The organism is Nocardia sp. NPDC004260 (assembly GCF_053603155.1).
This window is the reverse complement of the sequence record NZ_JBSGEZ010000025.1, coordinates 1-26968: the sequence shown is the minus strand read 5'-3', so window position 1 is coordinate 26968 and position 26968 is coordinate 1. Positions and strand designations below refer to the sequence as shown.

Genomic DNA, 26968 nt, shown 5'->3' with positions numbered 1-26968 from the left:
TCGCATGGTAGTCAAGTTTGACTTCCAGCGAAAACCACCGCTACGCTCGCCTAGTCAAAATTGACTACCGCAGGTAAATGGGAGTTTTCATGGCCGACACGGCGGTACCGCAACTGTGGACCGGCGACCTGACCGACACGCTCGACTTCTACCGGACGCTGGGCTACACGGTGACCCACGAGCAGACCCGCCCCTACGTCTACGGCGCGGTGGAGGACCACGGTTGCGCCCTGCACTTCGTGCCCGCGCCGAAGAACGGCGACATCCCCGCCGAGCGCGCCGGTTGCCTCGTGATGGTCGACGACATCGCGAGCAGGCATCGAGCCTTCTCCGCGGCGCTGCGCAGCCGCTACGGCAAGATCCCCGCCAAGGGCCTGCCCCGGATCACCCGCTTCCGGCCTGGGCAATCCCGGTTCACCGTCATCGATCCGGCCGGCAACCAGGTGATCTACATCCAGCGCGACGAACCCCCTGAGGTGGAGTACGGCGGATCGAAGGAGTTGGACGGGCTGGCCAGAGTGCTGGACAACGCCCGCATCCTGCGCGACTTCAAGACCGACGACAAGGCCGCGTTCCGTGTGCTCGAGGTCGGTCTCGGCCGGTTCCGCGGCGCGGCGCCCCGGCTCGACGTGGCACGGGCACTGGCGGCACTCGCCGAACTCGCCATCGCGGCCGGCGACCCCGGCGGAGCCGATGGATTCCGGACGGAGTTGCGCGCGATGGAACTGTCGGCCGAAGAACGGGCGGTCATCGCCGACGAGTTACGCGCGTCCGACGACCTGTCCGTCTGGCTGTCGGAGAGTTAGACCGTCACGCCGCGGTCAGCACCTGCGGCCCGTCCGGCGTGATCGCGATGGTGTGCTCGGAGTGCGCGGTTCGGGAGCCGTCCGCCGAACGGATGGTCCAGCCGTCGGGATCGGTGACGATGCGGTCGGTGGTGCGCGCGAACCACGGTTCGATCGCGATGGTGAGTCCGGGGCGCAACCGATAGCCGCGCCCCGGGCGGCCGTCGTTGGGCACGTGCGGGTCCTCGTGCATGGTGCGGCCGAGGCCGTGACCGCCGAATTCGGTGTTCACCGGATAGCCGTACGCCCGCGCCACCTCGGCGATGGCGGCGGAGATGTCGCCGATGTGGTTGCCCGGCACCGCGACCGCGATCGCCGCGGCCAGCGCCTCTTCCGTCGCCCGCACCAGCCGAACGTCCTCGTCCGCGGCCGAGCCGACCACGACCGTGGTCGCCGCGTCCGCGACCCAGCCTTCGATGCCGACCGCGAGGTCCATGGTCAGCACGTCGCCGTCCCGTAAGGCGTAGTCGAACGGAAGTCCGTGCAGCACAGCGTCGTTGACCGACAGGCAGACGGTATTGCGAAACGGCCCTCGCCCGAACGAGGGCGCGTAGTCCCAATAGCAGGACTGGGCGCCGCGCGCGCGGATGCGTTCCCGGACGTGGGCTTCCAGGTCGAGCAGGTTCACCCCTACCCGCGCCCGGTCGCGCAACTCGGCGAGCACGTCTGCGACGAAGCGCCCCGCCACTCGCATCCGCTCGATCTCCGCGGGGCTCTTCAACTCGACCATCATTCCTCCAGTGCGCCGGTATTTTAATACCACCCTAGCCGCGCCGGTATTTTAATACCAATCCGTCTTGCGACCTCACCCTGCCGTCCGTAGCCTGAGCGCATGGTCCGCCTCCCGTTGACCCCCGCGCAGATCGAGTCGGGTCGCCGCTTGGGCGCCGCCCTGCGCGCGGCCCGCGCGAATCGCGAACTCACCGCCGTCGCCCACGCCGCCGGGATCTCACCGGAGACGCTGCGCAAGATCGAGACCGGACGGTTGCCCTCGCCGGCTTTCGGCACCGTGGTGGCATTGGCACAGGCGCTCTCGATCCCGCTCGACGATCTCGCGGACATCTGGCGATCAGCCGGTCTCGCCGAGTCCGCCTAGGACGGATCGCCTGCCGCCTTCGGAGCGATCGCGATCCCGACGGACGCGTTCGCGCCGCGCAGCAGCTTGTGCCCGCGAATGGCGAGTTTGCCGATGATTCCGTACTTGTCCGCGACCACGTCGCGCACGCGCTGCGTGCCGTCCGCGTCGAGAATGCGCGCGCTGCCCGGCAGGACCTCCTCCGCCGTCGGCCGGCCGCGCCCGTCGCAGACCTGCAGCGTGACGTCCGGATTGCGGCGGATCCGCTTGACCTTCCAGGTCTCGGGATTGGTCCACACGACGATCCGGTCGCCATCCGGAGCCACCCACACGGGGGTGCCGACCGGCGTCCCGTCCTTCTTGAAGGTGGTCAGCCGCACGTATTTGCTCTGGCTCATCTCGTTCCACGTCATAGGGCAACGGTAGGCCCGCGCGACGGCGGCGACATCCGACCGCAGGACGGTTCGCGATTACGTGTATGGGCGTAGGTGGCGGCAACCGTGTCCGCCGAGCCGCCGCCGCAATTCGTCTGTTGCTCACCACCAGCCGGTGGCGAATTGCAGCGCGAGGCTGGAGATTCCGAGGACGATGGAGAGGATGCCGCCGAAGAGCAGGGGGCGATGGCCTGCGGTGCGTAGGCGCTGCGGCGTGAGGGTGGTGCCGACGGCGGCCAGGACGGCGGCGATCAGCCAGGCGCTGACGTGGCTCAGGGCGGTTGTCCACGAGGGCCGGATCACGCCGGTGGCGGCGAGAGCCGACGCGGCGAGGAACAGCACCACGAACAGCGGAATGGTGCGCCACAGTGGCGTGACGCCGGAATCGCGCCGGGCTCCGAAGTGCAATCCGACGCACAGCGGGATGATCGCCAGGCTGCGCACCAGCTTGACGATGACGGCGAAATGCGCGGCGGCGGAGCCGAAGGCCACACCGGCGGCGAGCACCGAGGACGTGTCGTTGATGGCGGTGCCCGCCCACAAGCCGAATGCCTGCTCGGACATGCCGAGCACGTGGCCCAGCGGCGGATAGACCAGCACCGCGACGACATTGAAGACGAAGATGGTGCCGAGAGCGTAGGCGACCCGCTCGCGGTCGGGCTTGATGACCGCCGTGGCGGCGGCGATGGCGGAGGCCCCGCAGATGGTGGTGCCCACCGCCACCAGGATGGCCGACTCCCGGTCCAGGGCCAGCAGCCTGCCGACGACCAGGGCGGCCATGGCGCCGACGAGCAATGTGCCGATCAGCACGACAATCGTGCCGCGGCCCACGCCGACCACCGCGCCGGCGGGCAACCCGAGACCGAGCAGGACGATGGCGGCGCCGAGCAATCGTCGCTGCGCCGAGGCCAGCCCGGGAGTGAATCGCTCGTCCCCGGTGCGGCGTGCGAAAACACCGAATATCGCGCCACCGGCCAGCGCGAGCACGGGCACGCCGAGGACGGGCCACACCGCACCCAGGAAAGTCGCGGCGGTGGCGAGCACCGCTGCCACCAGGAGGCCGGGCCCGTGCCGGCGAAGATGCCTCATTTCGACAACGATCGCGGCAAACGATCTGTCCGGGTAGCCGTCGGGACGACAGCACCTCATAAGCCGCGCTGATGGGGCGGGGAATGCCGCGCCATCGCAGCAGGCTCATAATCTGCCCATGACGCTGCCGCCAGGAACACCTGATCTGGAGGTGCTCGACCTGCTGGTCTCCGTTGCGGAGTCGGGCAGCCTCGGCGCTGCCGCGCGCAGGCACGGCATCAGCCAGCCCGCCGCGAGCATGCGGATCAGCGCCCTGGAACGACGGCTACGGCTACGGCTGCTGGATCGCGGGCCGACCGGGTCGACGCTCACCGACGCGGGGCGCTCGGTCGTGGAGCACGCGCAAGCCGTGCTCGACGCGGCGCGGGCCTTCGGCGCGGGTGTGGCCGCGCTGCACGCCGCTCAGGTGCCACGCCTGCGGATCGCCGCGTCGAAGACCATCGCCGACCATCGCATTCCGCAGTGGCTCGACGCTTTCCGCCAGTCCTATCCGGAGGTGGCGGTATCCCTCGAAGTCGACAACACCCGGCATGTCGAGGAACTGGTCCGCGACGCCAGGGCGGACATCGGTTTCGTGGAGGGACCGCACCCGCCGCCCGGCCTCGGCAGCCGAGTGCTCGGCGCCGACGATCTGGTTGTCGTGGTCGCGCCCGGCCACCGGTGGGCACACCGCCGACGGCCGGTGACATTGCGCGAACTGGCGACCACTCCCCTGCTGTGGCGCGAGCCTGGATCCGGCACCCGCGACACGGTATGGGAAATCCTGGGCGCGGAGTGCCAGCCTGCCCGCCCGGCCGCCGAACTGGGCTCGGCGGCGGCGATCGTCGCGTCGGCGCGGGCCGGAGTCGCACCCGCGGTGCTGAGCCGGTTGATCGCAGCGCCCGATCTGGACAGCGCGGCCCTAGTGGAGGTGCCGACGGCCGACTCCGTCGTGCTCACCCGGGAATTCCGTGTCATCTGGCGTCGGCAAGCTCCTCCGTCCGGGCCCGCGGAAGCGCTGGCTCGGTGCGCCGCGGGCGGCGTGGGCTCGCGCAACCGGTGAAGCACTCGGTCCGCGCACACGGGGACCCACCCGGCCGGCGGGCAAGGAATGACGATGCGCCGGCGGCCGACCGCGTCCTTCGGCCGGAAATGTCAGGTGGGCGCCACGTCGCGAACAGTCGAGAATGGGTGCCATGACGGCCCGCCATCCCGACGGCGCGACAGCGACAGCGCCCAGCGCGCGACCGGACGTGAGTCGGTCCGAGCCGCCCCCGCGCACGGATCCGGTCTGGTACGCCGCGTACGGCTCGAATATGAGTCTGGCCAGGCTGCGGACCTATCTTCGCGGTGGCAAGCCCGCAGGCGGAACACTCACCCTGCCCGGCTGCCGCGACAACGCCGACCCGATCCGCTCGACGCCCCTCTCGCTCCGGGGCGTGCTGTATTTCGCCACCGAATCGTTGACCTGGACCGGCGGCCGCGCTTTCTACGACCCCGACTGCCCGGGCGAGATGGCCGTGCACGCCCACTTGCTCACCGCCGCACAGTTCTCCGACATCGTGGCGCAAGAGATGTATCGCGCCCCGGGGGCGGACATGGACCTCAGCGAGGCGATCGCGCAGGGGACGATGACTCTCGGCCCGGGACGCTACGAAACGTTGGTCTGCGCGGGAACGCACGCCGGGTACCCGGTGCTCACCTTCACCGCGCCCTGGCGTTGTCGCGACGTCCGGGGCAATCCGCCCGCTGCCGCCTACCTGCGGTATCTGGCCGCGGGCCTGCGCGCGGCACACGGCTGGTCCGCCCGCGCGACCGCGGGTTATCTCGCCACTCGGCCCGGCGCCGACCGGCGCTGGACCCCCGAGACGGTCCATGCCCTGCTCGGCGATGACGAAGTGGTGCGCCGAACTTATGAGGAGACCGCGGCCGCCCCCGCCCACGCACCGATCGGCGATTCGTCCTCGGAGTCCCGGTAGCTCCGGGCGACCAACGCCGCACGCAGGTACCACACCCCGGACGCCTGGGCGGGGTCGAAACCGGTGAGCTGACCGATGCGCTTGAGCCGGTAGTCCACGGTGTTGGTGTGGATGTGCAGCGAGCGCGCCGTGCGCTGGCGATTGAGATTCGTGCCGATATGACGTTTGAGCGTCTCGAGTAGTTCGGGGTGCTCGTCGAGTGGGTCGAGCAGTGTGCGCAGGGTTTCCAGTCCGGGTCCGGGCCGGGTGAGCTGATATTCGAGCGCGAGGTCGTCGAAGCGGAACAGCCCGCGGGTCCAGCGCAGCCGTTGCACCATGTCCAGCAACTCGTGCGCGCGGTCGGCGGCCGTCGGCACCTCGACCGGGGTCGCGGCGATCACCGTCGCGACGATCGGCACCTGCGCGGCACGGCCGAGGCTGTCCACCAGTTCGTCCAGCGCCTTGTCCTCCGGCGACGCGGACGGTAGCAGGATGGTGCCGCCGTCGACGCTGAGCAGCGACAACACCGATTCACCGCAGCGGGTGGCGAGTTCGGATTGCACTCGGCGCAGCTTCCGCCGCGCGACCACCGCACCGTCGAGATGCGGGTTGCGTTCCTCCGGGTGCGGCGGAATCGCCAGGGCGACAACGGAATAGGAGTCGGCGATCTGGATTCCGCATTCGCGGGCCATGGTGAAGGTGGGGTGCCCGCCGAGCAGGGCCGAAGCGAGGGTGTGCGCGGCCGTGTGGTGCTCGCCGACCACGGCGCGCAACTCGGTCACGTAGGCCCGCGAGACCGTCGAGGTGATGGTGTCCAGGATCTCCAGCAGGCGGCGGCTGATCTCCTTGAGACTGTCGAAGTCCGCGGCGGTCGCGTTCGCCACGATCAGGTCGAAGCCGAGCTTGAATCCCTCGTGCACGGCGTGGTGGATGGTGTCGATCGGAATGCCTTCTCGCGCCCAGCCCGCCGCGGCGTTGCGCAGCAGGAGGGTCTTCTCCGGGATGTCACTGCCGTCGAGCATGCTGACGGCCAGTTCCAGGCACAGGCGGGTGATGTTGGTGATGTCGCCGTTGAGCGCCTCACCGGGGAGCGTCCGGCAGTGCGCGACGGTCTCGATGAAATGGCCGACCATCTTGCGCGACAGATTCCGCACGTCCCGCAGTGAAGAACTGGCCGGGCGGCCCGACAGGGTCAGATCCGGGCCTGCCGAATCGGTGATGGACATGTGACTCCTTCCCTCCCCGATCGCGGAAAGTACTCCACGGTAACTTGACCGGGTCGGCGTGCCGAGGTCCGAGCCCTCGGTTGGGGACACCACCCGAACCGGGCGACGCGCGTCTGTGAAGCCTCACAAGTCGTAATCGCGCGGTCGAATTCTTTCGATCCCCGTCGTAACGTCGGTGGCAGCAGGGTCGCCGCGCGGAGGGAGGGCCATGAACATCGGCCCGCACGAAGAAGATCGGGACATCACCGAAGTGTCCGCGAGATTCACTCGTGGCGCCCATCGCGGCGGTCCCGACGCGCTGATCAGAATGGGCTTGGAACTGGCCCTCGTCCTGGTCGACGCGGCCGAGGCGGCGGGCAGTCTCGCGCTGGGCCGGTTCGAGCACGCGGCGACCCGATGCGCCCAGGCGGGCATCCCGATCGAAGCGGTGCACGCCGTCCTGCGCGACAGCGTCGACGCGGGCCTCGCCGCACCCGCCACGGATTCCCCGGGACGGCGCACCGCACGCGACCGGGTCGAGCCCGGCGTGCTCAGCGAATTCCTGGAGACGCTGAACTCGGTGGTGGCGCGCAGTTACGCCAACTGAGCGCGACCGACGCACCGGTCGCCGCTCACAGCGCCGCTACGAGCGCGGCGCTCTCCAGCGCGCAGCCGTGGCCGATGGTGATGCCGGAGCCGCCGTGGCCGTAGTTGTGGACGACGGGCGTGCCGGGTAGCACGGCGGTGTCGAGTTCCACGCGGACTTCCCGGCGACCGGGGCGCAGTCCCACCACGGCGTCCAGCACCTCGCTGCCGTCGAGCCCGGGGACCAGGTCGCGGCAACGCCGCAGGATCGATCGGGTGAGGTCGGGGTCGGGCGCGGTGTCCCACTCGCCGGTGTCCAGCGAACCGCCCAGGACGCAATCGTTCGCGCGCGGATGGACGTAGGCGCGACCGAGCGGATGGGCTTCGTCGCGGACCGACACCGACAGCCCGGGGTTCGCGACCCGCACGATCTGGCCGCGGATCGGATACGCCTCCGGGTCGCCCACCAACTCGGCGGCCCGCAGCCCGGCGCAGTTCACCACGACGTCCGGCGACAGGTCCGCGAGATCATCGAGGCTCCGCACCGCACGCAGCACGCGACGCGCGCCTGCCGCGTCCACCTGCGCGCTCAAGAACGGCAAGTAGGTCGGCATCTCCACCAAAGGAACTTCGAAACGGAACCCGAATCCGTAGCCGGGCGGCAGGTCTCCCCGATCGGCCGGCCGGAACGAGCGCACCGACCGCGACCACGCGGGCATGGCCGGCTCGTCGCCATACAGCGCCATGGACGCGCACATCCGCACGCCCGGCGCACCGGCGGCGGCCAGCGCCGCCAAGTGCTCGAAAGTCGTCTCGCTCCAGGCCAGCACACGATCAGCGGGGCCGGCGGCGGTCGGAAACCAGACCGCCGCGGCCAGGAAGGACGTCGTCGCCGTGATCGGCTCGGCGCTGACGACGATGACCTCGTGCCGGGCTCGAAGCAGTTCGGCCGCGGTGGACAGACCCGAGATGCCCGAGCCGAGGACGACGATCCGCATGGGAGCGAGATTATCGAGCCCTACCCGCCCAGCGCTGTTCCCGCAGCACCGCCCATGGGAGGCGCGGAGCCGTCGGCATCGTCGAGCGACGTGACGCCGGTCGTCACGGCCACCGCGGCTCGCACAGGCTGCGGCCGCGGTACTGACATCCGGCCGTTCCGAGCGGCGTGGAGTGCGGACGGCGACCGCTCGGCGAACCGCACGCGTTCGGTTGACTAGCGCGCCGGGCCCTGGGTATTGCCACCATATGGACGATGGGCGGCTGACCATCGGGGTGGAAGAGGAGTTCCTGCTCGTCGACCCGCGCACCGGCGAACCGCTGGCACGCAATGTCGAGGTGGCGCGTACCGCCGAGGAACTCGGCATCGACCTGCAACTCGAACTCACCCGTTGTCAGGTGGAGACCAGCACCGCGGTCCACACCGATATCGGCGCACTGCACAAGCAGTTGCGCGACCTGCGCCGCGGCATCGCCGCCTGCGCCGAGCGCAACGACGCCCGCTTGCTCGCGGTCGGCATCCCGCCCACCGTCCCGCACGAGTTCCCGGTCACCGAGACCCCGCGCTACCAGCGCATCGAAGAGAACTTCGGCATGCTAGCCCATGAGCAGGGGCTGTCGGGCTGTCACGTGCACATCGGCATACCCGACGTCGAAACCGCGATCCAGGTCAGCAACCACCTGCGGCCGTGGCTGCCGCAACTGCTCGCGATGACCGCCAACTCCGCCATCTACCGCGGCACCGAGACCGGCTTCGCCAGCTGGCGCAGCATCCTGTGGCGGCGCTGGCCCAGCGCCGGACCACCTCCGTACTTCGAATCCGCGCGGCACTACGAAACGATGGTCGCGATGATGCTCAACAGCGGCAGCATCCTGGACAAGCAGATGGTCTATTGGGACGTCCGTCCCTCGGTCTCGTTCCCGACCGTCGAGATCCGGGTCAGCGACATTCCGGCCACCGTCGAGGAGACCGCGCTCTTGGCCGCGCTGGTGCGCGCCGTCGTCGTGATGGCGGAGAGATCGCTGGCGGCGGGGCAGCTCGCGCCGCAGGTGCCCGCGGAGATGTTGCGGGCGGCGTACTGGAAGGCAGCGCGTTCGGGGCTGGCCGGAGACGGCGTCGACCCTCGTGACGGCACGGTGGCGCCCGTGCGCGACCTGCTGTGCCGGCTGATCGACTACGCCGCGCCCGCGCTGGAGGACGCGGGCGACCGCCGATTCGTCGACGAGGCGTTCGGCCGCCTGCTCGCGCGCGGCAACGGCGCGCACCGACAGATCGCGGCGCTGCGGGCGCGCGGGGAGATCGACGACGTCGTCGAGGAGGTGGCGCGCGCGACCCTGGAAGGCTGCGACCAGCCGGGAAGTTCCCGCGCGACACCGGCGACCGGAGCGCCGCTCAGCTGAGCACGACGGTGACTATGCGCTGCGTGGCCGGCCGCGCCGGTCCGCGCTCGGACTCGAATCGTCGATCGCCCGCAGGATCTTCGACTCGAGGGTGGGTGGCGGATTCACCGCGGCGGTCGCGCTGAGTGCCGCCAACGTCTCCCGGATACGCCGCACCGCGCCGGCGAACGCCGCGGCGGTGCCGGATTCCGCCGTCGCCACCCGGTTTTCGATGCGCCTGCGCTCGATCTCGGCCACCGCGTCCATCGCGTACGGGTACGCCAGATCGAGCAGATCAGCGCGGCACGGCTCGGCGCCCGTCATCGCCGGTCACCTTCCACCGGCACGACCGGCAGGCCCGGGTGCGCCGATCGCGGTCTCGCCGCGACCTCGACGCGCGAACGGACCGCGGACTCCGCAGGCGTACGACCATGCGTGGATGGACCCGCACTGCGGTCTCGGCGCACCTGCCTCGTGCCAACCCGCATGCCTTGACTTCGCGGCGCACCGTCTCGCGGATTGGATTCTCGCCATATTCGAACCGAAAACGGGTACCTCCCTCGTCCGCCGAAGTCGTTTCGATGGTTTCGGCCCGGAATGTCGGCGGACGCGTCGGAGGCCGCCGCGCCCGTGCCCGCTTTCCGACGCGGAGGAGAACACCGATGCGCACCGAGCTCCGCGACGAGCGTGGTGTCCCGCTCGAACACGTCACCGCGGCGCTCGGCTGGGATCCGGCCGCCCGTTCGCGCTTCTTCGGCCGACGCGAGGAGATTGCTCTCAACGTCGCGGCCTTGCTCTTCGTCGCGGACCGGCTCATCGAGGTCGCGTACCACGAGCAGCTCAGCTGACCTCGTAGCGAATCGGCTTGCACCGCTACGACTTCGGTTCCATCGCGAGCTACGGTCTCGCGTCGGCCGCTCCGCGCGTCGCACACCACTAACCCCGCCGGACCGGCCGTGGCGTCCGATTGGAATCCGGACGCGCGGGTAGTCGCCGGGCAGGAGGTGTGACATGCCGAAGGAGGTCTCATGACCGAGACGACACAGGTTCGCCCGCCCGCGAACGCGCGGTCGGTCAGCGAACTGGTCGAGGACGCCACCACTCAGGTGTCCCGGCTCATCCGCGACGAACTCCAGCTCGCTCGCGTCGAGATGCGGGAGAAGGGCAAGCGGTTCGGCCTCGGAGCGGGCCTGGCGGGCGTGGCGGCGCTACTGGCGTTCTACGGCGGGGCGGCGTTGGTCGCCGCGGCGGTGCTCGGCCTCACCGAGGTGCTGCCGGGCTGGGCGTCCGCGCTGATCGTCGCGGGCGCGCTGCTGGTGGTCGCGGCGGGGCTCGGTCTGGCCGGGAAGAAGAGCGTCGAAGAGGCGAATCCGCCGATCCCGCAGGAAGCGGTCGAGGGCGTTCGCGAGGACATCGAGGTGATCAAGGACAGGAGGCGGGGATGAGTGACAGCCGACCCGGGGCCGACCGGCCCACCGACGACGTCGCGGCCCTGCGGCGCGACCGCGACCAGGCCAGGGCGGATCTCGGCCGGACGGTGGAAGAGCTCGGCCACAAACTCGATGTGCCCGCGCGCAGCAAGGAGAAGGCGCACGACGCCGTCGAGGCGACTCAGCACGCGGCGTCCGAGGCGGCGCTCACCGTCGCGGACAAGGCCCAGCAGGCCAGGACGGGCGCGGCGGACCTCGCCCACCGAGTGGCGGCGGCCACACCGGAGCCGGTGGCCGAACGCGGCAGGCAGGCCGGTGGCGCACTGCGCGCCCATCCGATTCCCGCGGCCCTCGGCGCGGCGGTGCTCGCCGCGGCCCTGGTCTGGCAGATCGTGCGGAGGCGGCGATGAAGACGCTCTACAAACCACTCGGCATGCTGATCAGCGTGCTCGGCGGCCTCGCGGCGAACGCCGTGTTCACCAAGGTGTGGAAGCAGATCACCGGTGAGCGGCAGGCCCCGACGTCGACCGCGCGGGAGCATTCCTGGCGCGAGGTGCTTTTCGCCGCGGCATTGCAGGGCGCGGTTTTCGGCCTGGTCAAGGCCGCGATCGACCGCGCGGGCGCGAAAGGCTACGAATCGCTCACCGGCACTTGGCCGGAATAACGCGGCGCATCGCCGCAGCTCGAAATGACTGCCGCCGTGACTCGAGGTTCTCGAGTCACGGCGGCAATTCGGTGTGCGTCTGCACCCGGGCGTTATCGTGCAGCCGCACCCGTCACCGAGGTCGATCGTCCGCCTCGACCGTGCACGACGGCATGCTTCGTCGCACCGCTGATGGGGATCGGCCCCCTTCGGTCGGCTCTTGCGTCACGGCTCACCCGAGCGACCGTCGGGGAGCTGTCGGACCGGCGCAACGAGTTCGTCCGGCCGCATGATACCGCCTGGTCGGAAGCACGATCGGGCGCACAGTGTGATTAGCGCGCGACGGGATGGGGTAAGTTGGCCGCGGAGTGGTCGCTCTCTGCGCCGAGAACCCGTGCGCAAGAGACGTGAACCGGAGCGGAGGTCGACGTGGCGTACTGCCGAGGACGCGTCGCCGGCACGGGAGGTGGATTGTGAGTTCCGAAAGCGCGCCCCGGGCGCTGGAGGTCGAGGTGCGGTCGGCGGAGGACACGGTGGTCGTCACCGTGCACGGCGAGATAGACATGGCATCCGCGCCGCGCTTGCAGTCGGCTCTCGACGAGGCGCTGCGCGACGCGCCCGCCGCCGTCGTGGTGGACATGACCAACGTCGGGTTCCTCGGCTCCGCCGGGCTGAGCGTCCTGCTGGCGGCCTCGGAAGCCACCGGCTCCGGTGGCTTGCGCGTCGTCCCCAGCGACGCCGCGCGCAGGCCGATCGAGGTGACCGCGCTGGACCGGTTGCTCACGGTGTTCAACTCGGTCGAGGACGCGCTCGCGGTGAACGAGACCCAGGCGCCGAACTGAGCTTCCCGGCACCGCATCGGTGCCGCTCAGCCCGCGACACGGTTTCGACCCCGTGTCGCCGGGTATGTGACCGGTCGTCGGCACCGTGTCGACCTGAGCGCACCGGGAGGAGGCCGTATGGCAGAAACCCGCGAACACCGATTGGTGGGAGTGCCCGCGGTGGCGGCGTTGGCGGATCTCGGATTCGCCTCGGTCGCCTCGGGTGTCATCGCACGGCGCAGGCCGGTGCTGGGCCTACTGGAACGCACCGGAGCCGATGCCAGGGCGATCGAGCGCGTGCGGCAGTTGCGGCGCGAGTTCGGCGACGGCCCGGTCGAGCTGGTGGTGCCGGGTCGCCGGATCGTGGTCGTTCTCGATCCGCATGACGTGGGACGGGTGCTGGCCGACGCGCCGACGCCGTTCAGTCCGGCGAATCGGGAGAAGCGCGCCGCGTTGCGCCAGTTCCAGCCGCACGGCGTCCTGCTCTCGGAGGGACCGATCCGCGACCAGCGCCGCGCCGTGAACGAGGCCGCGCTGGACTCCGCCGAGCCGTTACATCGCCTGTCCGGTCCGTTCGCCGAGGCGATCGCGGAGGAGGGGCGCGAGTTGATCCTGTCCGCCCTGCACCGCGGCCACCTGGACGCGCGGCAGTTCACCACGCGCTGGTGGCGGCTGGTGCGGCGGATCGTGCTCGGCGAGCGAGGACGCGACGACACCGTGCTCACCGACGAGCTCTCCCGGCTGCGCTCGGCGGGCAACTGGTCGTTCCTCGCGCCTGCGCATCGCAGGCAGCGCGACCAGTTCACCAATCGGCTGTACCGCCACGTGGAGTCCGCTTCGCCGGACAGTCTCGCCGGAGCGTTGGCCACGGTGCCCGCGGGCGGCGCCACCGATCCGGTCGGGCAGATACCGCACTGGTTGTTCGCCTTCGACGCGGCGGGCATCGCGCTGAGCCGGGCACTGGCGGTGCTGAGCACTCACCCCGAGCACCAGGCCCGCGCACTCGCCGACGCCGTCGATCCGGAACGCGTCGACCTGCGCGGTTATCTGCGCGCCTGCGTCCTCGAGTCGGTGCGGCTGTGGCCGACCACACCCATGCTGCTGCGCGACATCACCGCCGATACCGAGTGGCGCGACGGCGACGAGCGCTTCACCATCGCCGCGGGCGCCGCGCTGATGATCGCGGTCCCTGCGTTCCACCGGGATGCCGAACTGCTGCCCTTCGCCGACCAGTTCGTCCCGGAGATCTGGCTGGACGGCCGCGCGGAGCAGTACCCCCAACTCGTGCCGTTCAGCGCGGGCCCCGCCGACTGCCCCGGCCGCAACCTGGTGCTGTTCGTGACCAGCACGCTGCTCGCACACCTGCTGAGCTCGGCCGATTTCCGGCTGCGGTCCACCCCGCGCCCGAATCCGGACGCTCCACTGCCGGTGACTTTGAACAATTTCGGACTCGACTTCACCGTCGAGCCGTGCATGACCCAAGCGGGCTAGGCACGATCAGCCGCGCCACCGGACGGAGACCGGGAGCGGCCGATCGCACCACTCACGCAGACGCGACTACCGGAGCGCGCCCGCGACACCGCCGATGAGGCCGCCGAGCACGCAGCCGGGGAACACGCCGATGATGAGGAAGATCAGACCGACCACGGCGCCGATGGCGCAGCCGATCAGCACGCCGCCCAGGGCACTCCCGGCGTCACCGACGAACTGCGGCGCACCCGGCTCCGGAATGGCGGCGCCGACCGGCGTCAGGGTCAAAGTCGTTGCGTCCGCGTTGATTTCCGGAGCAACCGCGACCTGCTGCCCCATCGCGGATCGCAGAGTGGTCGGCACCGTCGCCACTACGTCGCCGTTCGGCGCGAGCACGGTGATCACCTCCGGTGTGACCGCGAACGTGCCGGAGGCGAGCGTCAGCGTCGCGCTCGACCGGTCCGGCGCGACGACGACGGAGGAGGCCACGGCGTCGTCGGCGAGCGCGGGATCGTAGATTTCGGCCTGCCCGTAGGCGGTAGCTGCCGTGACGCCGGTGGTGGCAATGGTCAGCAGCGTGGTCGCTACCAATTTCCTGAACTTCATGAGCTTTCCCATCCTCAGCAGATTCGATCTGTCGTTACCTGGGTACAGCCATGGAACATCAGCGATTATAGACGTTCCACATCACTGCTTCGGACAGTTGGCATACCCAAGATGCCCTGCACGACAGCGTATTTCGTGACGAATCCGGAAAATGGGATGGGCGTAGCTACTCCAGCTCCCCTTCGGTCTCCAGATATACCTGCCGCAGCCGATCGAGCGTGTCCTGTTCGGGACGTTCCCACAGTTTCCGCTCGGCCGCCTCCAGCAACCGCTCGGCGATCCCATGCAGCGCCCATGGATTGGACTGCTCCATGAACTTTCGGTTCGCCTCGTCGAAAACGTAGCTGTCCGTCAGCTTTTCGTACATCCAATCGGCCACCACGTTGGTCGTGGCGTCGTAGCCGAACAAATAGTCGACGGTCGCGGCCATTTCGAACGCGCCCTTATAGCCGTGCCTGCGCATGGCTTCGAGCCAACGGGGGTTCACCACCCGGGCCCGGAACACCCGTGCCGTCTCCTCCGACAACGTCCGGGTGCGCACCGCGTCCGGACGTGTGCTGTCGCCGATGTAGGCCTCCGGGTTCTTGCCGGTCAGCGCACGCACCGTGGCCACCATGCCGCCGTGGAACTGGAAGTAGTCGTCGGAGTCGGCGATGTCGTGCTCGCGGGTGTCGGTGTTCTTGGCCGCCACGGCTATCCGGCGATACGCGCCGCGCATGTCCTCCGCGGCGGGCGCGCCGTCGAGATCGCGCCCATAGGCGTAGCCACCCCAGGTGGTGTAGACCTCGGCGAGGTCGTCGTCGGTGCGCCAGCTCTTCGCATCGATCAGCTGCAACAGGCCCGCCCCGTAGGTGCCGGGCTTGGAACCGAAGATGCGGGTGGTGGCGCGCCGCTGGTCGCCGTGCTCGGCGAGATCGGCCTGGGCGTGCGCGCGGACGTAGTTGTCCTCGTGCGGCTCATCCAGAGCGGCGACCAGGCGAATCGCGTCGTCCAGCAGGGCGAGCACGTGCGGGAAGGCGTCGCGGAAGAAGCCGCTGATGCGCACCGTGACATCGATTCGGGGGCGGCCGAGTTCCGCGAGCGAGATCACCTCGAGCGTGCGGACGCGGCGGCTGGCCTCGTCCCAGACCGGCCGCACGCCCAGCAGCGCGAGCACTTCGGCGATGTCGTCGCCGGAGGTGCGCATCGCGGAGGTACCCCAGATCGACAGACCCACCGACCGCGGGAATTCACCGTGGTCGGCGTGGTAACGCTCCAGCAGGGATTCCGCCATGGCCTGCCCGGTCTCCCAGGCCAGCCGGGACGGCACGGCCTTGGGATCGACCGAGTAGAAATTGCGTCCGGTCGGCAGGACGTTGATCAGGCCGCGCAACGGCGACCCACTTGGGCCTGCCGGGATGAACCCACCGTCGAGCGCGTGCAGGACGCGGTCGATCTCCACGCCGGTCTGCCGCAGGCGCGGCACCACCTCCGTGGCCGCGAACCGCAGCACCAGGCGCACCTGCGGGTCGTCGGCGATACCGTCGACCGCCTCCGGCGACCAGTCCGCCGCCTGCAACGCCGCGACCAGCGCTCGGGCGCGAGCCTCCACGGCATCCACGCGCTCACGCGCCTCACCTCCCGACTCGTCGAGGCCGAGGGCTTCGCGCAGGCCGGGCACGGTGCGCTCGCCACCCCACAGCTGACGCGCACGGAGCATGGCCAGCACCAGGTCGAGTTCGCTCTCCCCGGCCGGAGCGGAGCCGAGAACGTGCAGGCCGTCGCGGATCTGCACGTCCTTGATCTCACACAGCCAGCCGTCGACGTGCAGCAGCATGTCGTCGAAGGATTCCTCGTCCGGACGCTCGGTGAGGCCGAGGTCGTGGTCCATTTTCGCGGCGCGCATCAGCGTCCAGATCTGCTGACGGATCGCGGGCAGCTTGGCCGGGTCCAGGGCCGAGATGTTGGCGTGCTCGTCGAGCAGCTGCTCCAGTCGCGAGATGTCGCCGTAGGTTTCGGCGCGAGCCATCGGCGGGATCAGATGGTCCACCAGGGTAGCGTGCGCGCGTCGTTTGGCCTGGGTGCCCTCACCGGGATCGTTCACCAGGAACGGATAGATCAGCGGCAGATCACCGAGAGCGGCGTCGGTGCCGCAGGAAGCCGACATACCCAGCGTCTTGCCGGGCAGCCACTCCAGGTTCCCGTGCTTGCCCAGGTGCACCATCGCGTCGGCGCCGAAACCCTCGGGCGCGCTGAGCCACCGGTAGGCCGCCAGATAGTGGTGGCTGGGTGGCAGATCCGGGTCGTGGTAGATGGCGACGGGGTTCTCGCCGAAACCGCGGGGCGGCTGCACCATGAGCACGACATTGCCGAAACGCAGTGCGGCGATGACGATCTCACCGGCCGGGTCGGCGGAGCGGTCGACGTAGAGTTCGCCCGGCGGCGGGCCCCACGCTTCGACGACGGCCTCGCGCAGGTCGCCGGGCAGGGTGTCGAACCAGGCGGTGTAGGTCGCCGCGCCGATGCGGATCGGGTTCCCCTCCAGCTGTTCGGCGGTCAGCCAGTCGGGATCCTGACCTCCGGCGGCGATCAGGGCGTGGATGAGCGCGTCCCCGTCCTGTTCGTCCAGGCCGGGAATCTCGCCGGGTGCGCCCAGATCGTAACCCGCGGCGCGCATTTCGGTGAGCAGGCGGATCGCGCTTGCCGGGGTGTCCAGACCGACGGCATTACCGATGCGGGCGTGCTTGGTCGGGTAGGCCGACAGCATGACGGCGACGCGCTTGCGTTCGGCGGGGATGTGACGCAGCCGCGCGTAGCGCGTCGCGATGCCCGCGACACGGGCGGCGCGCTCGGCGTCGGGGACGTAGGTGGACAGGCCGTCGGCGTCGAATTCCTTGAACGAGAACGGGACCGTGATGATCCGCCCGTCGAATTCCGGCACCGCCACCTGGGTGGCGACGTCCAGCGGTGACAGCCCGTCGTCGTTGGCCTCCCACTGGGCCCGGCCCGTGGTCAGGCACAGCCCTTGCAGGATGGGCACATCCAGGTCGGCGAGCGCGCCGACATCCCATGCCTCGTCCTCGCCACCCGCGGATGCGGTGGCCGGCTTGGTGCCGCCCGCGGCCAGGACCGTCACCACCAGCGCGTCGGCGCGGCGCAACGTTTCGAGCAACGCGGGTTCGGCGGTGCGCAGCGACGCGCAGTACAGCGGCAGCGCCCGCGCGCCCGCCTGTTCGATCGCGGTACACAGGGCGTCGACGTAGGCGGTGTTGCCCGCCAGATGCTGGGCGCGGTAGTAGATCACCGCCACGGTCGGCCCATCGGGATGCTCGGCGGCGACCCGGTCCAATTCGCCCCAACTGGGCAACTGGATCGGCGGCTCGAAGCCATGGCCGGTCAGCAGCACGGTGTCGGACAGGAAATTGTGCAACTGGCGCAGATTCTCCGGGCCACCGGCGGCCAGGTAGTTGTGCGCGTCGGCCGCGACGCCGCCCGGGACGGTGGAGCATTCCATCAATTCGGCGTCCGGGGCGATCTCGCCGCCGAGGGCGACGAGTGGAATCCCGCTGGCGCACAGCGCCTCCAGCCCGTCTTCCCAGGCCCGCTTGCCGCCGAGAACGCGCACGACCACCAGATCGGCGCCGTCGAGCAGGCCGGGCAGGTCGTCGACCAGCAGGCGAGCCGGATTTCCCCACCGATAGTCGGCTCCGCTGGCGCGGGCACTGAGCAGATCGGTGTCGGACGTGGACAACAGCACAATCACGGGTGGCAGCCTTCCTCGGGTGACGCGCCCATCGGGGGTTCGCTGCTCGCCGGGGAGGGTCTGGCTTTCCACAGTGGCGCGACCGCACCGGACTTTCACCGGTTTCCTCGTCGTCCGCCGAGCACGCCGATGCTACCTGCCGTCCGGATCGTCCTCGTCCACGCGCCCCGCTCGATCAGCCGCGACGGTCGCGGTCGCTCGCCCTGGCCGCCAAGAAGTCGTCCACGAGTCGTGCGCAGTCGGCGGTGCCGATCGGTTCGAGCCCGACCAGCCTGGCGAAGACGATCGGGCCGACGAGCTGGGTCAGCGCGAACGTCACGTCCGGATCACCGAGTTGGGCGCGCACATCCGGATCGCCGAAGAGCTGGTCGAACGGCTTGCGGTACTGCTCGATGAGCCGCCTGCGCAGCGAGCTGAAGTCCGGACCCGCCCCGGATTCGCCGCGCTCGCCGGTGGCCAGCCATGCCAGCGTGGATATCTGCAACGGGGCCTCGTTGACGACCGCCGCCTGCCTGCTGAGCAATTCGATCAGCCGTTGCCGCAGCGGACCGGCGGGCGGCGCCTCGATCACCGGCGGGAGCAGGCGCTCGAGCGTGGCGGCGCGCAACTGCATGGCGTTGTCGAAGTGCCGGTACAGCGTGGTGCGCGCGACCTTCGACATGGTGGTGACGGCTTCGACGGTAACCGCTTCCAGCCCACCGGTTCGCAACAGCGCGGTGGCGGCGTCGAGCAGTCTGGCGCGGGAGCGCGCCTTGCGCGGGTCGACGTCGTCGTCACGAGGGTCGGCGGCACCGGTCATGGGTCGAACATTCCTCTCTCCGCCGCGCCTATCGCCACCCGACCCACTTATGATACTGATAGTAGCGTAGCGATACTGACAGTTTTGTTCAGCCCGGGGAGGCGCCGTGGAGTCCACCACGACACGTTTGTCAGCCGCTCAGCGATGGATATTGACGATCTCCTGTCTCACCGTGGCGTTGGTGATCGCGTCGATGGCGGCGCTGTATACCGCGTTGCCGGAGATCGCCGCCGCGACGGGCGCCAGTCAGCAGCAGCTCACCTGGGTCGTCGACGGGTACACCCTGGCGCTGGCCTGCCTGGTTCTCCCCGCGGGCGCGCTCGGCGACCGCTTCGGGCGGCGCGCCGTGCTGATCATCGGTCTGCTCGTCTTCGCGGCGGCCTCGGCGGCCCCGGCGCTGCTGCACACGCCCGGCTGGTTGATCGCGGGCCGGACGGCGGCCGGGGTGGGCGCCGCTCTCGTCATGCCCTCGACGCTGTCCCTGATCACCGCCGGATTTCCGCAGTCACGCCGGGGCAATGCCGTCGGGCTGTGGGCGGGTGTCGCCGGTGCGGGCGCGGTGCTCGGCATCCTCGGCTCGGGCCTGTTGCTGGAGCAGTGGTCGTGGGTGTCCATCTTTCTCGCCATGGCCATAGCGGGACTGGTGCTGATGATCGCCGGTTCCACGCTGCCGGAGTCGGTCGACCGGGATCGTCCCGGGCTGGACGTGTGGGGGGCGGTCACCTCGGCCGCGGCCGTCGGATCACTTGTGGTGGCGGCGATCACGGTGCCCGAGCGCGGATGGGTGGACCCGGTGGTGATCGGCGCCGCCGTCGTCGCGGTGCCGGCGGCCGTGGCGTTCGGCCTGATCGAGAAACGGGTGGCACACCCACTGCTGGATCTACGTCTGTTCGCCGATCGAGGGTTCGGCTCCGGCGCCGCGTCGGTGACCTTGCAGTTCTGCGTATGCTTCGGGACCTTCCTGCTGATGGTCCAGTTCCTGCAGTTGATCCTCGGGTACCGGCCGATCGTGTCGGCGCTGGCGATGGCGCCGATGATGGTGCCGATGATGGCGGTCTCGGCGGTGGCACCCCGCCTCGCCGAACGGGTCGGGTTGCGGCTTCCGATCGCGGGCGGGCTGGTGATCATCGGGATAGCGCTCGTCGCGCTCTCCCGCGTCGAGGTCGACACCACTTACGTCGACCTGCTCTGGCCGTTGCTGATCATGAGCACCGGCACCGGCTTGTGCACCGCGCCCGCGACGGCCGCGATCATCGCGGGCACGCCGGTGGAGAAACACAGCGTCGCCGCCGCGGTGAACGACGCGGCGCGCGAAGTGGGCGCGGCGGTCGGCATCGCCATCGCCGGCAGCATCCTGGCCGCCGGGTACAGCCACCGGATCGCACCCGCCCTGCCGCGGTTGCCCGAACAGATTCGCGAACCGGTCGGCGACTCGCTGGCCGCGGCGTTGCAGGTCACCGAGCGGATCGGCCCGCAAGCCGCGCCCCTGGCCGACTTCGCCGAATCGGCCTTCGTGCACGGCGCCAAGCAGTCCGCGCTGGCGCTGGGCATTGTCACCTTCGTCGCCGCGGCCCTGATCGGGGTGTGGGCGCCGGGGCGCTCACGCGCGACGGTGAGACCGGCGCCGACTCGACCGGAGACGCAACCGACGACAACACCGTGACCACCGCGCGCCGGTGACACCTGCACGACCGATCACACGACAGCCGTGCGGGATTCGCGCCGGACCTAGACCAGGTCGGCGTTCCCGTCGATCACCTTGAGGTGGTAGTGGAACCGGTTGACCCGCCACCCCCGCGATGTGCGCTCGACGCCGAGGGAGTAGCTGCCGACGAAGGTACGGGTCTTGCCCTCGGTCGCGGCATTCTTGACGTGCACCGCGATGGCGTCCGCGTGCACGCGCGTCGCGTCGCCGTCCAGATCGATGAGATGGTTGCCCGACTGGTGGTGTACCCCGTCGAGGTCGGCGAGCCCGGTGCGCCAATCCGCGATGATATCGGCGGTGGCACGCTCCCCGACCGGCCCGCCGAAACCGCCGTCGAAATCAACTGTCGGCGTGAACACCTCCGCCGACAAGTCTTCCCAGCGCTTCTGGTCGGTGTACACGAACATCTTGGTGATCACATCGACGATGGCGAGCCGGTCGGCGAGAGCGGAAATTTCGGACATACGCCGACCCTAGTCGGTCGGGCGCGTCCTATGCCTTGCGGACCACCCCGCCCAGCAGCACCAGCCCGGTTTCCGGCAGGTCGTCGCCGAGCCACTGCTGCAGGGGAACCACACCGGGCTCGAGTATCTCGAACCCCTCGAAGAACGACTCGACCACGGCCGCAGACCGATAGACCACCTGGGCCGAGGATTTGGCGGTATCCGACGACGACTGGTCGATGAAGTCCGAATTGCTGTCGTCGGAGCCGTGCGTGAACGCCAGATAGCTTCCCGGGGCCATGATTTCCCGCAGCCGAGCGACGATCTCGGCCGGGCCTTCGTCGTCCATCACGAAATGCAGGACGCCGACGAGCGTGATCGCGACCGGCTCGTCGAAGTCGATCGAACCACCGCTGCGCAGCCGGTCGATGATGTCGTCCGGACGGCGAACGTCACCCAGCATCGCCGCCACCCCCTCCGCGTGCGCCAGCAGGGCATTGCAGTGCGCGTGGACGACCGGGTCGAAATCGACGTACACCACCCGCGCCGACGGGTCGGTCTTGTGGGCGACCTCGTGCACGTTCGGTGACGTCGGGATACCCGCGCCCAGATCGATGTACTGCCGGATCCCCGCCTCGGCGGCCGACTGGACCGCACGCACCAGGAACTGGCGACTGAACCAGGCCAAGGTTCGGGTATCCGGGGCGATGGACAGCATGCGGTGCGCGACCGCCCGGTCCACCTCGTAATTGTCTTTGCCGCCCAGGAGATAGTCGTATACCCGCGCGGAATTCGGCAGGTTCGGATCGACGCCCCGCGGTGCTCGCTCCATGCCGGACACCGTACCTCCCGATCGCCCCGATCATGATCCTAACAAAGCAGTCGCGGGCCGTCGCCTCGGTTCTCGACCCCGGAGATGCACCCGCGTATCGAATGACATTGGGGGGAACGTTGTTTCACGCGCTGTCGAGCACGCACGCGCGCACGGACTCACCCGCCGCTCGTCCCGCCCGCCGCTAGCGACTCCGCTCGCGCCATCAGCTCATCCGCCACCGGGCGGGGACGGCGACCCAGACCACAGGCGCAAGCGAGGCCGTCGATCGGACGGCCCAGCGCGTTCTCGATGATCCGCAATGTCTCCGTCTGCTGTGCCTCGGTAGGAGCGTCGTGCACGAACCCCGCGTAGAAATTCGTACCGGCGTCGAGGGCCAATTTCGCCAAAGGCGCATAGAATTCCGCCTTCTCCGATGGAGGTACGTCGCCCGCCGCGAGCGGACCGTGCACGTATTCCAGGACGCGCCCCCGCGGCCAATGGCCGACGACGGAATTGGCCAGATCGACCAGCGGCCGGGCATCGCGCAACCGGCCTCGTGCCTTGTTGCGCAAGCTGCCGAGGCACAGGTGCACCCCGAAACGGGTGCCTTCGGGGGCGGCCGCGGCCAGGGCCGCGATCCCCTCCCCCAGTCCAAGCGCCCGATCGGTCAGCCGGTGCAACGGCTGTGACTTGGCCATGAGTACCAGTTCCGCGGTGGCTTCCAGCTGCACGACGACGTCGTCGCCTGCGAGCTCGCGAATGGCCGTGATGTCCCGCACGGTGGCGTCGAGGAAGGCGCGGCGGTGCCGCCGCACACCGGCGGCCCCCATCGCGATGAACGTCAGCGTGAAATCGGTCGGCATGCCGATCTGGAGTGCGAGACCGGGCAGGTCGTGCTCGGCGCGCAGCGCGCGAAAGATCGGCAGCGCCTCCTCGGCCTCGCCGAGATAGCCGAGATCCATGGCTTCGCTGGGCAATTCGGCGCCCCGCGCGACGCGGTGGATCGCCCGCTGCCTGCTCGAGCCCCACGTCCCCTGCTTCTTCACCGCCAGGACCCCTTGGTCGACCAGGTCTTCGATGATCGGCTGGATGTAGAACTCGTAGCGCCGGGTCTCCCCCGTCGGCAGGGTACGCAATCGCGTCCCCGCACTGTCCAGCATGGCCCGCATCGCGACGTCCGTGCTTTCGGCCGGAAAACTTCCGACGAAGTGCACCGTCCGCGTACCCGCCCCTTGTCCCTTCGCACCCACGTTCCCGCGCTCCTTGTCCATCACGTCGTCCCGGACATCCGCTCTCCCGAAGCGTTATCGGGCGCGGCCGAGTACACGCGTGCGGCATCAACTATGCGATAGCCACGGAACATTGTGCGCGGTATCGCCGTTCGCCGGGCAACCAGCGGCACGATCCGCCGGGACTGGCGGCTTACGGCCATGGACAGCACTCGCGATCGACGGCGTTCACGAATATCCGGAGCCCGTGGGCGTCCGCGGCAACAAGTGGGTCGCACACCGAAATCACCTGCTGGAAAACGTTTTACGGACGCCACCCGTGACCGGATCCGGCGTCCGCGGGTATTGCGCGCGGCGAAGTTCACGCATAGCCTGCGTCGCGTGCGAACCTCGCTACGGTCGATCGCCGTGTCCGCGGCGGCCATACTTCTATGCCTGACACCGAGCACTGTCCACGCCGAGGACACCGCGCCGGGTCGTTGCACAGCTGTCTCCATCCCCGTTCCGCTCGGCGAGATGGCCGGATCCTTGTGCACCCCTACGGCGCGCGCCACCGACACCGTCATGGTGCTGATCGCGGGTTCCAACTACAACGCCACGTACTGGGATTTCCCCTACGCTCCGGAGACCTACAGCTTCCGGCGGGCGATGAACGCCGCGGGCATCGCGACGCTGGCGGTCGACCGGCTCGGCAACGGTGCGAGCACCCGCCCACCGAGCACACAGGTGACGGCGACGGTCTCCGCCCGTGCCCTGCACGACATCGTGCGGTCCCTGCGCGCCGGACTGGCGGGCGCGCCCCCGTTCGGCAAGGTCATCACCGGAGGTCATTCCCTCAGCTCGGGCATCGACGTCCTGGAGGCGACCACCTACCAGGACGTCGACGGTGTCCTGCTCACCGGTTACTCCCACGCGCTCAACGTGTCCGAGGTTCTCGGCGTCATCTCCACCTACCACCAGGCCGCCGAGGATCCGCAATTCGCCGGGCGCGGTTACGACGCGGGCTATCTGGCGACGCGACCCGGCACCCGCGCGGCCAATTTCTTCGCTCCCGAGACGGCCGACCCCGGAGTTCTCGCGGTGGACGAAGCTACCAAGGAGGTCTTCTCGCCGACCGAGTATCCCGACGGCCTGACCTCCACCCTTCCGCCGATGAGCAACTTCATCGATGTCCCGGTTCTCGTCGTCAACGGCAGTCGGGACCGGCTCTCGTGCGGCCCTGCGTATGCCGTCTGCGCGGATGCCGAGACATTGCGCGCCACCGAAGCGCCGTTCTTCGGCCCGGCGGCGCGACTGCGCACGTTCGTGCTGCCCGGCAGCGGGCATTCGGTCAATCTGGCGCGCAACACCGCCGAATACCGGGACGCCGTTGTCGACTGGGTGCGTTCGATCGGGCACTGACCGGCCGTTCCGCCCGGCAGCCGCGTCCGTAGGCTGGAGTCGCTATGACACGACGTGCTCCTGATTCCTGCCCGGGCGTCCTGCGGCTGCACGAAGCGGCCGACGGGCCGTTGGCCCGGATTCGCGTGCCCGGCGGTCGCCTGGAGCCCGCACAGCTACAGGCACTGGCGGAGACCGCGCACGACCTGGCGGACGGCAACATCGAGCTCACCTCGCGCGGCAACGTCCAATTGCGCCGGGTGAGCGATGCCGGAGCGTTGACCGACCGGCTCGTGGCCGCGGGTCTCCTGCCGAGCACCACGCACGAACGGGTGCGCAACATCATCGCCTCGCCGCTGTCCGGCCGGATCGGCGGCCTGGCGGACGTGCACCCGCTGGTTCGCGCGCTGGACACCGGTCTGCTCGCGGCGCCGCGGCTGGCCGACCTGCCCGGCCGGGTGCTGTTCACCCTCGACGACGGACGCGGCGACGTCAGCGGCCTCGGCCCCGACATCGGCGTGCACGCGGTCGGGGCAGACGAGTTCGCGCTGCTGCTGGCGGGCGGTGACAGCGGCCTGCGGCTGTACGCCGCCGACACTGTGGACGTCATGCTCGCCGCCGCGCACGAATTCCTGGATCTGCGCGGCGCGGACCCAGGCCGGTGGCGGCTGCACGAGATCGCACACGGCGCCGAACGCGTCATCGATCGCCTCGGCTCGGCACCGAGCGCCGCGAAACTCGAATTCCCCGTCGCACCGAGTAGTCCGATCGGCTGGCTGGAGCAGGACGACGGATCGGTCGCCCTCGGCATGGGTGTGCGCCTCGGCTCCCTGCCCGCCCGCACCGCCGAATTCCTCGCCGCGGTCGAACGACCGGTCTTCCTCACGCCGTGGCGCAGCCTGGTGGTCACCGACCTTGCGGAGTGGACCGCCGAGCAGGTGGTGCGCGTGCTCGCGCCGATGGGCTTGATCTTCGACGCCGACTCACCCTGGCTGCTGGTCAGCGCCTGCGCCGGGCAGCCGGGCTGCGCGAAGTCGCACACCGACGTCCGAGCCGACGCGGCGGACGCCGTCGGCGCGGGCCGGGTGCTGCCGGGGCCCGCCGATCCGCTCGACCTCCCGCGGACGATGTCCGCCGCGGAGGTCGCGGTGGCCGGCCGCCAGCACTGGTCCGGCTGCGATCGCCGCTGCGGCCGTCCCCAGGGAGTCGTCACCGACATCGTCGCCACGAGCGAGGGTTATCGCGTCGACCGGCCGCCCCGGGTTCCCTGAGATCCCGGCAGGTCACCCGCCATGGATCTCGAGGGTGCAGCATTTGACGGAGCCACCGGCTTTGAGCAGCTCGGACATCTCGATCCCCACCGGATGGTAGCCACGGGCACGCAGGGCTTCACTCAGGTCGGTGGCCGCGCTGCTGAGGAAGACGTTCGCGCCGTCGCAGACCCCGTTCAACCCGAGCACCGCCGCGTCTGCGTCGGTGGCCACGATCGCGTCGGGGTAGAGCTCCGCCAGCACCGCGCACGCCGCCGGGCTGAAGGCGGGCGGGTAGTAGGCGATGGTCGCGGCGTCCAGCGGAAGCAGCACCGTGTCCAAGTGGTAGAAGCGCGGATCGACCAGTTCCAGCGACACCACGGGCAGACCGAAGTGGCGCGACACCTCCTCGTGCGCGGCAGGTGAGCTGCGGAATCCCGTTCCCGCGAGGAGCCGGTCGCCGACCAGGAGGAAGTCGCCTTCGCCTTCGTTGCATTCCGCGGCGGCCACCAGGTTCGCCACGCCGGAGCGAGCGAACCAGGCGTGGTAGGCCGGGCCTTCCGGGGCACGCTCGGGGTGCGTGAAGCGAGCCGACATGGCGCGGTCGCCGACGATCAACCCGCCGTTGGCGGCGAACACCATGTCGGGCAGGCCCGCGACACCGGGCACCACCTCCACGGTGTGCCCGTGTTCGGCGTACGTGGCACGCAACCTTTCCCATTGCGCGATGGCCAGCGAGCGGTCGACGGGCTCGGCGGGATTCATCCAGGGATTGATGGAGTAGGTGACGTCGAAGTGGTCGGGACGGCACATCACGAACCGGCGCGGCGACGAACGGCGGGCGGTGGACTCGAGGGGGAGGGTGGCTACAGACGTCAACGGAACTCCCGGCAGTGAGCGTGAACTTTCAGCTGTCATGACGGTAAGTCGCCTAGCATTGCGCTAGAGATGACGATTCATTGCGTATGGAAGGCAAAAATCAGCGAATTGTTGTGTAAGTGAGCGTCCGGGAACTCTCGTCGGCTATCGCTGACGGTGCGTTGCCGGTGGGTTCGTTCGTGGTGGTTTCAGTGGTGCCGGGTCGGCGAAT

At 69.7% G+C, this 26968-nt stretch carries 28 protein-coding genes; 15 read left to right on the top strand and 13 right to left on the bottom strand.

The window, feature by feature from the left end; all coding sequences use genetic code 11:
- The first annotated feature begins 89 nt into the window (after positions 1 to 89).
- The gene (locus tag ACWEO7_RS16555) at positions 90 to 806 is read left to right on the top strand and encodes a glyoxalase (protein WP_452424172.1); all 717 of its coding nucleotides are present in this window, start codon (positions 90 to 92) and stop codon (positions 804 to 806) included.
- Between the two features lie 4 nt (positions 807 to 810).
- Here the strand turns inward: ACWEO7_RS16555 and map are convergent, their stop codons facing one another.
- Positions 811 to 1575, bottom strand: coding sequence for a type I methionyl aminopeptidase (gene map, locus ACWEO7_RS16550; RefSeq protein WP_452424257.1), 765 nt, complete (start codon positions 1573 to 1575; stop codon positions 811 to 813).
- A gap of 102 nt (positions 1576 to 1677) precedes the next feature.
- On the opposite strand from map, the gene ACWEO7_RS16545 reads away from it, so the two are divergent.
- Positions 1678 to 1941, top strand: coding sequence for a helix-turn-helix domain-containing protein (locus tag ACWEO7_RS16545; RefSeq protein ID WP_450025968.1), 264 nt, complete (start codon positions 1678 to 1680; stop codon positions 1939 to 1941).
- On the opposite strand, the gene ACWEO7_RS16540 is transcribed toward ACWEO7_RS16545, so the two are convergent.
- Together ACWEO7_RS16540 and ACWEO7_RS16535 are read right to left on the bottom strand one after the other, a co-directional pair.
- On the bottom strand, positions 1938 to 2333 hold the full coding sequence (locus ACWEO7_RS16540) for a PPOX class F420-dependent oxidoreductase (protein WP_450025970.1): 396 nt from the start codon (positions 2331 to 2333) through the stop codon (positions 1938 to 1940). The genes ACWEO7_RS16545 and ACWEO7_RS16540 overlap by 4 nt on opposite strands.
- Before the next feature lie 123 nt (positions 2334 to 2456).
- A complete protein-coding gene (locus ACWEO7_RS16535; RefSeq protein ID WP_452424170.1) occupies positions 2457 to 3443 on the bottom strand; it encodes a YeiH family protein in 987 nt (328 codons plus the stop codon).
- 118 nt (positions 3444 to 3561) lie between these two features.
- On the opposite strand from ACWEO7_RS16535, the gene ACWEO7_RS16530 reads away from it, so the two are divergent.
- On the top strand, positions 3562 to 4485 hold the full coding sequence (locus tag ACWEO7_RS16530) for a LysR substrate-binding domain-containing protein (protein WP_452424169.1): 924 nt from the start codon (positions 3562 to 3564) through the stop codon (positions 4483 to 4485).
- Positions 4486 to 4618: 133 nt separating this feature from the next.
- Positions 4619 to 5401: a histone deacetylase gene (locus tag ACWEO7_RS16525; RefSeq protein ID WP_452424168.1), complete on the top strand. Its 783-nt coding sequence runs from the start codon at positions 4619 to 4621 to the stop codon at positions 5399 to 5401.
- Here the strand turns inward: ACWEO7_RS16525 and ACWEO7_RS16520 are convergent.
- A complete protein-coding gene (locus ACWEO7_RS16520) occupies positions 5335 to 6606 on the bottom strand; it encodes a PucR family transcriptional regulator (RefSeq protein ID WP_452424166.1) in 1272 nt (423 codons plus the stop codon). The genes ACWEO7_RS16525 and ACWEO7_RS16520 overlap by 67 nt on opposite strands.
- A gap of 208 nt (positions 6607 to 6814) precedes the next feature.
- On the opposite strand from ACWEO7_RS16520, the gene ACWEO7_RS16515 reads away from it, so the two are divergent.
- Positions 6815 to 7192, top strand: a complete 378-nt coding sequence (locus ACWEO7_RS16515) for a hypothetical protein (protein WP_355077627.1) — start codon at positions 6815 to 6817, stop codon at positions 7190 to 7192.
- A 25-nt stretch (positions 7193 to 7217) separates the two neighbouring features.
- Here ACWEO7_RS16515 and ACWEO7_RS16510 read toward each other — a convergent pair whose 3' ends face one another.
- A complete protein-coding gene (locus tag ACWEO7_RS16510) occupies positions 7218 to 8168 on the bottom strand; it encodes an FAD-dependent oxidoreductase (protein WP_452424164.1) in 951 nt (316 codons plus the stop codon).
- A gap of 247 nt (positions 8169 to 8415) precedes the next feature.
- Here ACWEO7_RS16510 and ACWEO7_RS16505 point away from each other — a divergent pair, with 247 nt between their 5' ends.
- Positions 8416 to 9567 carry a carboxylate-amine ligase gene (locus ACWEO7_RS16505; protein ID WP_452424162.1) on the top strand — a complete coding sequence of 384 codons (1152 nt, stop codon included), beginning with the start codon at positions 8416 to 8418 and terminating at the stop codon, positions 9565 to 9567.
- A gap of 12 nt (positions 9568 to 9579) precedes the next feature.
- Here the strand turns inward: ACWEO7_RS16505 and ACWEO7_RS16500 are convergent, their stop codons facing one another.
- A complete protein-coding gene (locus tag ACWEO7_RS16500) occupies positions 9580 to 9870 on the bottom strand; it encodes an RskA family anti-sigma factor (RefSeq protein WP_452424160.1) in 291 nt (96 codons plus the stop codon).
- A gap of 338 nt (positions 9871 to 10208) precedes the next feature.
- Here ACWEO7_RS16500 and ACWEO7_RS16495 point away from each other — a divergent pair, with 338 nt between their 5' ends.
- The 6 genes from ACWEO7_RS16495 to ACWEO7_RS16470 all read left to right on the top strand — a co-directional run bounded on the left by ACWEO7_RS16495 (position 10209) and on the right by ACWEO7_RS16470 (position 13931).
- Positions 10209 to 10394, top strand: coding sequence for a hypothetical protein (locus tag ACWEO7_RS16495; RefSeq protein ID WP_452424159.1), 186 nt, complete (start codon positions 10209 to 10211; stop codon positions 10392 to 10394).
- A gap of 180 nt (positions 10395 to 10574) precedes the next feature.
- On the top strand, positions 10575 to 10991 hold the full coding sequence (locus ACWEO7_RS16490) for a phage holin family protein (RefSeq protein ID WP_450020543.1): 417 nt from the start codon (positions 10575 to 10577) through the stop codon (positions 10989 to 10991).
- The gene (locus ACWEO7_RS16485) at positions 10988 to 11386 is read left to right on the top strand and encodes a DUF3618 domain-containing protein (RefSeq protein WP_452424157.1); all 399 of its coding nucleotides are present in this window, start codon (positions 10988 to 10990) and stop codon (positions 11384 to 11386) included. Before ACWEO7_RS16490 ends, ACWEO7_RS16485 begins: the two co-directional genes overlap by 4 nt.
- Positions 11383 to 11640 (top strand): DUF4235 domain-containing protein, encoded by a 258-nt coding sequence (locus tag ACWEO7_RS16480; RefSeq protein ID WP_452424155.1) that lies wholly within the window; start codon positions 11383 to 11385, stop codon positions 11638 to 11640. Before ACWEO7_RS16485 ends, ACWEO7_RS16480 begins: the two co-directional genes overlap by 4 nt.
- A 452-nt stretch (positions 11641 to 12092) precedes the next feature.
- Entirely contained in the window at positions 12093 to 12461 is a 369-nt protein-coding gene (locus tag ACWEO7_RS16475; RefSeq protein ID WP_452424153.1) for an STAS domain-containing protein, read from the top strand.
- A 117-nt stretch (positions 12462 to 12578) separates the two neighbouring features.
- Positions 12579 to 13931, top strand: a complete 1353-nt coding sequence (locus tag ACWEO7_RS16470) for a cytochrome P450 (RefSeq protein ID WP_452424151.1) — start codon at positions 12579 to 12581, stop codon at positions 13929 to 13931.
- A 66-nt stretch (positions 13932 to 13997) separates the two neighbouring features.
- On the opposite strand, the gene ACWEO7_RS16465 is transcribed toward ACWEO7_RS16470, so the two are convergent.
- From ACWEO7_RS16465 to ACWEO7_RS16455, 3 genes are all read right to left on the bottom strand, one after another.
- The gene (locus ACWEO7_RS16465) at positions 13998 to 14516 is read right to left on the bottom strand and encodes a hypothetical protein (protein ID WP_452424149.1); all 519 of its coding nucleotides are present in this window, start codon (positions 14514 to 14516) and stop codon (positions 13998 to 14000) included.
- Between the two features lie 166 nt (positions 14517 to 14682).
- A complete protein-coding gene (gene cobN, locus ACWEO7_RS16460; RefSeq protein WP_452424147.1) occupies positions 14683 to 18258 on the bottom strand; it encodes a cobaltochelatase subunit CobN in 3576 nt (1191 codons plus the stop codon).
- Positions 18259 to 18433: 175 nt separating this feature from the next.
- Positions 18434 to 19057 carry a TetR/AcrR family transcriptional regulator gene (locus ACWEO7_RS16455; RefSeq protein WP_452424146.1) on the bottom strand — a complete coding sequence of 208 codons (624 nt, stop codon included), beginning with the start codon at positions 19055 to 19057 and terminating at the stop codon, positions 18434 to 18436.
- Between the two features lie 148 nt (positions 19058 to 19205).
- Between ACWEO7_RS16455 and ACWEO7_RS16450 the strand changes: the two genes are divergently transcribed.
- Positions 19206 to 20720, top strand: coding sequence for an MFS transporter (locus ACWEO7_RS16450; RefSeq protein ID WP_452424256.1), 1515 nt, complete (start codon positions 19206 to 19208; stop codon positions 20718 to 20720).
- Positions 20721 to 20785: 65 nt separating this feature from the next.
- On the opposite strand, the gene ACWEO7_RS16445 is transcribed toward ACWEO7_RS16450, so the two are convergent.
- From ACWEO7_RS16445 to ACWEO7_RS16435, 3 genes are all read right to left on the bottom strand, one after another.
- Positions 20786 to 21226, bottom strand: coding sequence for a nuclear transport factor 2 family protein (locus ACWEO7_RS16445; RefSeq protein ID WP_452424144.1), 441 nt, complete (start codon positions 21224 to 21226; stop codon positions 20786 to 20788).
- 28 nt (positions 21227 to 21254) lie between these two features.
- Positions 21255 to 22037 (bottom strand): SAM-dependent methyltransferase, encoded by a 783-nt coding sequence (locus ACWEO7_RS16440; protein ID WP_452424142.1) that lies wholly within the window; start codon positions 22035 to 22037, stop codon positions 21255 to 21257.
- 158 nt (positions 22038 to 22195) lie between these two features.
- Complete coding sequence (locus ACWEO7_RS16435) at positions 22196 to 23269, bottom strand: hypothetical protein (RefSeq protein ID WP_452424141.1); 1074 nt, start codon at positions 23267 to 23269, stop codon at positions 22196 to 22198.
- Positions 23270 to 23629: 360 nt separating this feature from the next.
- On the opposite strand from ACWEO7_RS16435, the gene ACWEO7_RS16430 reads away from it, so the two are divergent.
- Positions 23630 to 24649 (top strand): alpha/beta hydrolase, encoded by a 1020-nt coding sequence (locus tag ACWEO7_RS16430; RefSeq protein ID WP_452424139.1) that lies wholly within the window; start codon positions 23630 to 23632, stop codon positions 24647 to 24649.
- A gap of 44 nt (positions 24650 to 24693) precedes the next feature.
- Positions 24694 to 25899 (top strand): precorrin-3B synthase, encoded by a 1206-nt coding sequence (cobG, locus tag ACWEO7_RS16425; protein ID WP_452424137.1) that lies wholly within the window; start codon positions 24694 to 24696, stop codon positions 25897 to 25899.
- Positions 25900 to 25911: 12 nt separating this feature from the next.
- Here cobG and ddaH read toward each other — a convergent pair whose 3' ends face one another.
- Positions 25912 to 26796, bottom strand: a complete 885-nt coding sequence (gene ddaH / locus ACWEO7_RS16420; protein WP_452424136.1) for a dimethylargininase — start codon at positions 26794 to 26796, stop codon at positions 25912 to 25914.
- Positions 26797 to 26968 lie beyond the last annotated feature (172 nt).